The 8,245-nt window shown below is 65.5% G+C and carries 9 protein-coding genes; 4 read left to right on the top strand and 5 right to left on the bottom strand.

Features of this window, described 5'->3' with window-relative positions; all coding sequences use genetic code 11:
• Positions 1-828 precede the first annotated feature (828 nt).
• Complete coding sequence (locus C1I98_RS45850; RefSeq protein ID WP_111170914.1) at positions 829-1,338, top strand: peptidase inhibitor family I36 protein; 510 nt, start codon at positions 829-831, stop codon at positions 1,336-1,338.
• 135 nt (positions 1,339-1,473) lie between these two features.
• Here C1I98_RS45850 and C1I98_RS30950 read toward each other — a convergent pair whose 3' ends face one another.
• Both C1I98_RS30950 and C1I98_RS30955 read right to left on the bottom strand, forming a co-directional pair.
• On the bottom strand, positions 1,474-1,872 hold the full coding sequence (locus C1I98_RS30950; RefSeq protein WP_146607738.1) for an HAD family hydrolase: 399 nt from the start codon (positions 1,870-1,872) through the stop codon (positions 1,474-1,476).
• Between the two features lie 177 nt (positions 1,873-2,049).
• A complete protein-coding gene (locus C1I98_RS30955) occupies positions 2,050-3,126 on the bottom strand; it encodes an AraC-like ligand-binding domain-containing protein (protein ID WP_111170916.1) in 1,077 nt (358 codons plus the stop codon).
• Between C1I98_RS30955 and C1I98_RS30960 the strand changes: the two genes are divergently transcribed.
• Positions 3,125-3,697 carry a hypothetical protein gene (locus tag C1I98_RS30960; RefSeq protein ID WP_146607739.1) on the top strand — a complete coding sequence of 191 codons (573 nt, stop codon included), beginning with the start codon at positions 3,125-3,127 and terminating at the stop codon, positions 3,695-3,697. The genes C1I98_RS30955 and C1I98_RS30960 overlap by 2 nt on opposite strands.
• Positions 3,698-3,848: 151 nt before the next feature.
• Here the strand turns inward: C1I98_RS30960 and C1I98_RS30965 are convergent, their stop codons facing one another.
• Together C1I98_RS30965 and C1I98_RS30970 are read right to left on the bottom strand one after the other, a co-directional pair.
• A complete protein-coding gene (locus C1I98_RS30965) occupies positions 3,849-4,103 on the bottom strand; it encodes a hypothetical protein (protein ID WP_111170918.1) in 255 nt (84 codons plus the stop codon).
• A 289-nt stretch (positions 4,104-4,392) separates the two neighbouring features.
• The gene (locus C1I98_RS30970; protein ID WP_146607740.1) at positions 4,393-4,707 is read right to left on the bottom strand and encodes a hypothetical protein; all 315 of its coding nucleotides are present in this window, start codon (positions 4,705-4,707) and stop codon (positions 4,393-4,395) included.
• A gap of 228 nt (positions 4,708-4,935) precedes the next feature.
• On the opposite strand from C1I98_RS30970, the gene C1I98_RS30975 reads away from it, so the two are divergent.
• Positions 4,936-5,760 carry an IS5 family transposase gene (locus C1I98_RS30975; RefSeq protein ID WP_111170920.1) on the top strand — a complete coding sequence of 275 codons (825 nt, stop codon included), beginning with the start codon at positions 4,936-4,938 and terminating at the stop codon, positions 5,758-5,760.
• Between the two features lie 105 nt (positions 5,761-5,865).
• Positions 5,866-7,134, top strand: a complete 1,269-nt coding sequence (gene ltrA / locus C1I98_RS30980; RefSeq protein ID WP_199537336.1) for a group II intron reverse transcriptase/maturase — start codon at positions 5,866-5,868, stop codon at positions 7,132-7,134.
• A gap of 820 nt (positions 7,135-7,954) precedes the next feature.
• Here ltrA and C1I98_RS44520 read toward each other — a convergent pair.
• The coding region (locus tag C1I98_RS44520; protein ID WP_233508334.1) for a hypothetical protein at positions 7,955-8,245 on the bottom strand (291 nt) is incomplete at its 5' end.

The raw sequence follows: 8,245 nt of genomic DNA on the forward strand, positions 1-8,245 counted from the left end.
CGCCACAACGGCCGCCCGGCGCGCATGGCCACCACGACGACCCTGCCCGCCCACGCACTGCGCCCCGGCGACTATCTCGAGGCCATCGCGGCCCGTCACCCGGCCGCCGGCCGCAGCCCGGACGAAGGATTCGCCCGCGTGCAATGGATCGAGGTCCTCGACCCCGAGCACGCCGGCCACCTGACCGCCCCGTCGACAGCCAGGAGATCCCCGAACTGTTCCACCCATTCGTGGACGAGAACGAAAACAGCCCCGCGGCCATTGCGGGCTCGGGCTGTGTCTGCCGCCAGACCTTCTACGATCCGGAGTTCGGCCTGCCCGTCCTCGCACGGCACTCCCGATCGGCCGAAGGAGGCACGGACCAGTGGGCGTACACCACCTACGCACCTTTGGATCTGCGTCCCGACGACGTCTTCGCCAGAGGGCCACGGCTACGGAGTCGGTTACGGAGGCGGAGGACCGGGCGAGCTCGCCGGATACCTGCACAAGCTGATCGCCTCCGGCGGACGGGATACCGCCAGCGACGGCCTGCCGCACGGACAGGACGTCGATCCGCGGATCCTGGCATGGGCGACCAGCCCGGACGCCAACCGCACACAGGAACTGACATTGGAACAGCTGACGGCCATTCAGCGCGGATAACGGCGCGCGCCTCCCTTACCTCCAGTGAACTCGAACGGATTACGGCGCGGGCCGCGTCCGGCAGAGGGGCGAGCAGCCAGGTGTTGCCGTGCCCGCCACCTGTGGCGGGCAAATGTGCCATCGGATAGGATTCCCGCGAAAGCGCACTTACATCGGACCAACCCCTCTCTCACAAAGGAAGTCACGATGGGAGCGTTTCGCAAGGCCACCGCCCTGACGGCGGCCGCAGCCTGGACAGCCGGGATCTTATCCTCCACGCCGGCCCAGGCTGCCCCCGTGGAGGCTCCGGCGTCCACGGCCGGCGCACAGTCCGCGATCGGCGCGGCGAACCTGTCAGCCACAGCCCCTTCCCGTGCCGTCGCATGGGACGACGCGACCGGTGTCCCCCTTGCCGCTTACGAATGTAACGCTCGAAGTGTGTGTTTCTGGACCGGGCGCGATGGAAAAGGGTCCCGCTGCATGTGGCCAGTTGATGACCCTAACTGGTCGACCGGAGATTACAAATGTTCGTGGGCCGGTACCGAGCCCAAGTCGATCAGGAATACGGACACGGCGTCTCGTTATAATGGAGTGGCTTACTACAGGGACACCGGGTGGAACACCCGCGTGGGTTGCACTCGACAAGGGGGTAGAGGAAATCTCTACTCGGGAATTCACGTTCTCTCGCACCAGTGGGTCACAGGACGATGCGGCTGATTGCTGGTGAGCACGGCTACTTGGTGCTCCAGCCGTGCTAGGGAGCGCCCGCGCCCGCGTCCGCATCCGCAGCCAACAGCGCTGGGGCCGCCCCCGCGCTAAGGCGGCATAATCAGACTCTGCGAACGTTCGTGGTCACCGCACCGGCTGCTGGAGGGCCGCGCCTACTTTCGCACACGGAAGCGGAGCGTCGTGATGGCGCCGGCCAAGGTACCGCTCGGTCCTCGCGAAGGCGTGGGCCGGCAGGTCGGTGCGCTCCAGGGCGTCGTCCCCATAGGCGCCAAGGCGGAAGTCGACGTGCTCGGCCAGGCCGAACACGGTCATCTTCAGTACCGCGAGCGGATACAGGTTGCCGGTGAGCACCGATTGACGTACTCCCGGGACAGCGCCCACCGCGGTCAGCGCATCGGCCGCACCGGGCAGGACATGCCCGTCGGCGGCCAGCTCGCCGGCCCGGTTGCGCAGTTCCGCGACGAGCACATCGGTGAAGACCCCGAGCAGCCCATCACCGGGATCCAGTCCATGGGCCCGCAACGCGTCGGTCGCGGCGGCCAGCTCGGTACGGCCGTCGAACCGTCACGGCTGTTCCAGCGCGATGCCCGTCGCCCTGTGGAACGCCGCGGCGTAGGCCGGACGTAGGACCGTACCGGCATCGATCAGTGTGTGGTCGATGTCTCAACGGGCGCCCACGGCGGGGCGCTCCGAGTACGTTCAGATGATCCCGGCATGGGCCGCGGCACGGTACTCACTGGGTGACAAGCCCGTCTCGCGCCGGAACGCGCGGCTGAAATCCGCGGGCCGGGTGAACCCCCAGCGGAGGGCGATGGCGGCGATGGACACGTGCCCCAGGGCCGGGTCGGCCAGGTCGCGCCGGCAGCGCTCCAGGCGCCGGGTCCGGATGTGGGCGGTGACGGCCATGACGTGGTGCTGCTGGAAGATCCGGTGCAGGTAGCGCACGGAGATGTGGTGTGCCGCGGCGACGGCTGCGGGGTCCAGGTCCGGGCGGTCCAGGTTCTCCTCGATGAACGACAGAATGCGCAGGACCAGCAGATGTGCCTGGGAACCCGGCGATGGGGCCTCCTCATCGAGGTGGTGGGACAGCACCGCGGCGGTCAGGTCGACCGCGGTGTGCCCGAGGCGCAGCGCGTCGAACGGCGTGAAGTCGATCCGGTCCTCGGTCAGCGTGGTGACGAATCGGGTGAGCAGGCGGCCGATACCGCGGGTCGCCGGAAGCGGGACCGCAAGCAGCCGGGCCACACGAGCCGCGGGGAGCGGCAGTAGGTGTTTGGGGAACTGCAGGACGATCGTCGACGCCGGGGCAGGGTCGGTGCACGACGCCTCGAACGGCCGGGAGCTGTCATAGAGCACCAGCTCACCGGGACGTACCAGAGTGCGCGTGCGGTTTTGGTCGATCCCCTGCCGCCCGGCGCGAATGAAGGCGATCTGGTAGTGCTCCGGGTCCGACCGCCGGATCAATAAGGGTGTCCGAATGGAGAACAGATTAGTATAGGACATTGTCGTGATATGGGCCGCCCCCAAAGACATCACGTCGAGTCGCGCGGCGAATACGGAGGGGTTTCCGATGTGGAACCTCGTGGCCACCAATGCAGACGAGGTGGCGTGCTGCCATCCCTCCACGCGCTCATGAGCAGGCAAATCTGAACTGTCGAAGACCAATTGCATGAGACCTCCCGGCCACGCATTCCTTCGGGGAGAAGGGTGCCATCGCCGGACAGGCGGCGCCAGTGCACTCAATGCGCGGAGGACTGCGCTTACTGCTGATGACATGGGCGTCGTCGCCGCAGAAACTTTATTGCAGACCACAGCCGATCACGCGAAGTCCGATCCGACCACCTCCAGCCCCAGCACCGGCGTTTATCGACAGCAAGCCATTGACGCCCTCAATCAGAGGGTCGACGACACGCCGAACACGCGGAATTCGAAACAGGAGGAAGCATTGAAACGAATCACGGCCGGCATCTGCCTGATCATCGGCCTGGTCATGTCCACCGCGCTACCCGCCGCCGCGAACGTGCCCGCCAACCGCATCATCGAAATCGGACAGTACAGCGTCACGTCGGAAGCACGCTACTACGCCGCGGGCGAGACCGTCGTGCTGACGCTGGTTCCTTATGGCGACAGCAGAAACACCCTCAGCGGTGACCTGCTGTTCTGCACAACGAACAGCGGCTGCAACGAGGCCATCTGGACGGATTTCGTCAAAACGAACCACGACAATGCGCAGAAACGCTTCGAAGCCGGCCGGAAGGGCTACTTCTCGTTCCGGCTGAGGTGCACGGGCGGTGGCGAGCCGACCACCACCTGCCATGGACGCGGCACCATCGACGACGTCGGATGACGAGATCGATGGCGCGGCCCGCCGGCACGGCACTGCGGCATCGCAGCGTCTGAGACCGGCGACGGCAGCGCCGAGACCCGGCCGATCGACCCCGGCGGCGATTTCCACCCTGCCGCCGGGGTCTCAGCGGATGCCACCGTTGCTCCCCGTGTTATGCGTCCCGCTCCTGGCCGGCGTACGGCGACTGTCTGCCGCGGTGGAGCAGTAACGGGCATATGACGGCGGCCGCGACCAGGATGAGCCCGCCGGTGAGCGTGGCGGCGGCGAGGCCGTCGGTGAAGGCGTGCCGGGCGAGGGCGGCGAGGTGGGGCGCGGCTTCGGGAGGGAGCCGTTCGGAGACGCCGATGGCCGCGCCGAGGCTGGAGCCGATGACCTCGGTGGCCTCTGCCGGGACGTCAGCGGGCACTCCGTCGAGGACCCGCGACCGGTACAGGGCGGTGCCGATGGAGCCGAGGACGGCGATGCCCAGCGCGGCGCCGCTGGTCGTCGGTGAGGTCGTAGCCTTGCAGAGCCCTGCCGTGCGCGGCGTGCACTTGGGGGTGATCCACCTCCCAGATCTGGTATCCGAAGTGGTGTTGCAGGGCGTAGCGGCGTTGCTCGCCCAGCCCGCCGGTCAGTACGTGGCCCTCCTCGATCGCGAACGGCGTCCGGCTTGCATAAGATCACCGTCCAGTAGCCCCATCCGCCGGCCGGGGTCACGCCGCGCCCTGGGAGATCCTGCTGGGCCAGCGGTTGGCGATGAGCCACCGGTGACCGGCATCAAGGGCGTCCACCACATCGGTGCTGATCGGATGGTCGGCATGGCGGATCTGCCGGTACACCTCCAGCAGCAGGATCACCTGCTGCCAGTAGGGCTGAAGGGATCGCCAGGCCGGGTCGCTGAGGCCGAGCCGCTGCTCGTCTCGGCGCAGTGTGTGTTCGTAGCGGGCGATGAGGTCCAGGTCACTCCAGCGGGTCGGTGGCATCGCGATCACCGGGAAGGAGGCGCGGGGGCGGTCGGCGGCTTTCACGTGGAACGTGGGAGGGCATGCCCCGACACTGCCGCTCGCAGGGGTGTGAGCGGCAATAGGGAGCGCGCGCAAGCGGCGATAACCGTGAGGCGCTGAGTACCGTTGCGGGGCATGCAGTCGGACCGGTCCGTAGTAGTGACGAGACCCCTGTAAGTGCGTGTTTGAGAAGATCGTTCATGTCCGGCGTGGCGGCGTGACGAGACATGCCGATACCGCCAAAGTGGCTCAATGCCCCCCGCTCGCTACCCCTCCGACCTGACCGACGCCCAGTGGGAACTGATCGAGCCGCTGCTGCCCGAGCCGAACACCGGCGGACGCCCGGAAAAGCACCCGCGCCGGGAGATCGTCAACGCCATCCTGTACGTGGTCCGATCGGGATGCCCGTGGCGGTACCTGCCCACCGACCTGCCGCCCTGGCAGACCGTGTACTGGTACTTCCAGCAATGGGAGGCCGCCGGCGTCACCGAGACCCTGCTGACCGAGCTGCGCGTCAAAGCCCGCCGCGCCGACGGCCGCGCCGATGAACCGTCCGCCGGGCTCATCGACTCCCAGAGCGTCAAAGGAGCCGACACCGTGGGCCGCTCCACCCGCGGGTACGACGCCGGGAAGAAGGTCAACGGGCGCAAGCGGTTCATCGTCACCGACACCACCGGCCTGCTCATAACGGTCGCGGTGATGGCCGCGAGCCGGCAGGATCGCGACGGCGCCAAGACCGCGCTGCTGTCGGCCTACCTGACCACCCCGATCCGGCACGTGTTCGCCGACCAGGGGTTCGCCGGGCGGCTGGTCGACTGGACCCGCGACCGGCTGCGCACCACCCTGGAGATCGTGCGCAAGCCCGCGGACAAGCCCGGCTTCAACGTCATCGCCCGCCGCTGGGTGGTGGAACGGACACTGGCCTGGCTGACCGCCTGCCGCCGCCTGGCCCGCGACCACGAACGCGATCCGGCCGTCTCCGAGGCGCTGATCCGCTGGGCCGCCATCGCGGGGATGGCCCGCCGCCTCACCCGGAGCGGACCCGCACGACGCCAACCCCGCTACATCTGCCCTTGAACCCTAAACGATCTTCTCAAACACGCTCTAATGGGGAGGGAGCGAAGGGGCCGGACCGTCCGGGGTAGTTCGTTCGGGCAACCGGGGATCTCCGGGAGGGATCGAGTGGGCGAGCCAAAGTCGGAAGAGAAGCCGTTTCAGATTTCCAAGCGAGAGGTTTGGGAGGCGTACCAGAAGGTCAAGGCCAATAAGGGCGCACCGGGCGTGGATGGCGTCACGATCGAGGATTTCGAGAAGGATCTGAAGAACAACCTTTACAAGATCTGGAACAGGATGTCCTCAGGTGCCTATTTCCCGCCTCCGGTGCGGGCCGTGCCGATACCTAAAGATGGAGGAAAAGGGGTCCGCATTCTTGGTGTCCCGACGGTCGCGGACAGAATCGCGCAAACCGTGGTAGCCAGCAGATTGGAGCCGCGCACGGAAGAAATCTTCCATACCGACTCCGATGGCTATCGGGTAGGGCGATCGGCGATAGACGCGGTGGCCAAATGCCGGAAGCGCTGTTGGAAATACGACTGGGTAGTTGATTTAGACATTCAGAAGTTCTTCGACAGCGTTCCCTGGGAGTTCATCGTCAAAGCGGTAACGGCTAATACCGACCAGAGATGGGTGCTGCTGTATGTGGAGCGGTGGCTGCGAGCACCGCTCCAGCATCCGGATGGTTCTCTTGAGGAGAGGGAACAAGGGACCCCGCAGGGGTCGGCTGTTTCTCCTGTTTTGGCTAATCTGTTTCTTCACTACGCCTTCGATGTGTGGATGGCAAGGAACTTTCCGTCCGTCCCGTTCGAACGCTATGTGGACGACGCAGTGGTGCACTGCACCAGCGAGCGCCAAGCGCTCGCGGTGCGGGTCGCGATCGGTCAGCGCATGGAGGAGGTCGGGCTGAAACTCCACCCGGCCAAGACCAAAATAGTGTATTGCAAGGATGCGAACAGGCGAGGCGGCTACCGCCACGTCTCGTTCGACTTTCTGGGATACACCTTCCGTCCGCGCCAGGCGCGAAACAAGCAGGGGCGCAGCTTCACCGCGTTTCTGCCCGCCATGAGCCGGGACAAGCTGACCGCCAAAGGCCGGGAAGTCCGCCGGTGGCAGCTTCATCGGCGCGTCAACGACACTCTGGCCGACCTCGCGGAAGCGATCAACCCAATCGTGCGGGGTTGGATGAATTACTGGGGTCATTTCTACCGGTCCCAGATGTACGTTCTCCTAAGGCGCATCAACACCTACCTGATGCGGTGGGCTCGCAAGAAATATAGACGGTTACGTTCATCCAAACGCATCCAGGCGTGGTGGGAGCGGCTCGTGCAGCAGGCGCCGGGGCTCTTCGCGCACTGGCGGTGGACAACGGAAGGCGCTCTTGTGGCGGGACGGTAAGAGCCGTGTAATGGGAGACTGTTATGCACGGATCTGTGGGAGCCCGGGGGTGAGATCCCCCCGGGCCACCCGACTGTGTGTCCTGAACGTGTCCAGCGCGCGTCCCGGAAGACGGGAGCGTGTTGGCACGATGCTGTTTGAGAGATGGAGGTGGGCCCTCCGCAGTCGCCATGCAGGCGGAGGCTGCAAACCGCCGTAAGCTGCGCCGGTTAAGAGCCGGGGTGGTGAGCGTTACGGAAAAGGCGTGCCGGTGAGCGCGTCAGGTATGGATCGCGAAGGCGAGTAAACCCGAACCCTTGTTGACGTGTCGAAATGCTTAAGACGACATCAAAACCGCGGCAGGAGGCTGTGCTGCGGGATGAGTCAGGGAGATACCTGTCTACTGCCCTGGTGGTGTCCGGCATGAAAGAGGGCGCGAGCGCGATTCAGGCTCTCAAGCGGAACAAAAGAACCTGTCGTTCCGGAACTGTTGCCGCCGAAGCCTCGGCGGTGCGAAAGGGAGAACACCGAGTGGATGGCATCCGCAAGGTGGAGAGTACTGAGCCGGAGCACAGGGGCGGACCGTCTCGTAGTAGTGATGAAGCCTGTGTAATGCGGGTGGAGCGAAGGGGACGGGTCATCTATGACTGGCTGGCTGGTCAACCACGAATGTGGGAGGAACTGGCGTGAGTGTCGAAATCGAAGCCGTTCGAGATTTCTAAACGGCTGATATGGGAGGCGTATCGGAAGGTGGCCGCGAATAAAGGAGCCGCAGGGGTGAATCGGCGTCGATCAAGGGGTTCGAGCAGGATCTCAAGGGGAACCTGTATAAACTCTGGAATCAAATGTCGTCGGGAGCATACTTCCCGCCCCCGGTGAGGATGGTAGAGATCCCGAAAGGGGCTGGCGGGATGCGGGTACTTGGTGTGCCCACGGTCGCTGATCGGATAGCGCAGACAGCGGCCGCGATGGTCTTGGAACCGTTGGTGGAGCCGGTGTTCCACAATGAGCCTTTTTCGTGCGCCCAGTAGAACGGAGGTGAAGCCGTGACATAGCGGCTCATCTTGTGTTCGTAAGCTCGTCGTCGCTTGCCGGTGGAAGTCCGGTCCGGGTAGATGCCAGGAGGCCCGGT

This window comes from Spongiactinospora gelatinilytica (assembly GCF_003236385.1).
Taxonomy (GTDB): Bacteria; Actinomycetota; Actinomycetes; order Streptosporangiales; family Streptosporangiaceae; genus Spongiactinospora; species Spongiactinospora gelatinilytica.

Bases quoted from the DNA above. Each gene is read 5' to 3' on its own strand.
- C1I98_RS45850 (WP_111170914.1), top strand. From the start codon at position 829: ATGGGAGCGTTTCGCAAGGCCACCGCCCTGACGGCGGCCGCAGCCTGG.
- C1I98_RS30960 (WP_146607739.1), top strand. From the start codon at position 3,125: ATGGGCGTCGTCGCCGCAGAAACTTTATTGCAGACCACAGCCGATCAC.
- C1I98_RS30955 (WP_111170916.1), bottom strand. From the start codon at position 3,126: ATGTCATCAGCAGTAAGCGCAGTCCTCCGCGCATTGAGTGCACTGGCG.
- C1I98_RS30975 (WP_111170920.1), top strand. From the start codon at position 4,936: ATGCCCCCCGCTCGCTACCCCTCCGACCTGACCGACGCCCAGTGGGAA.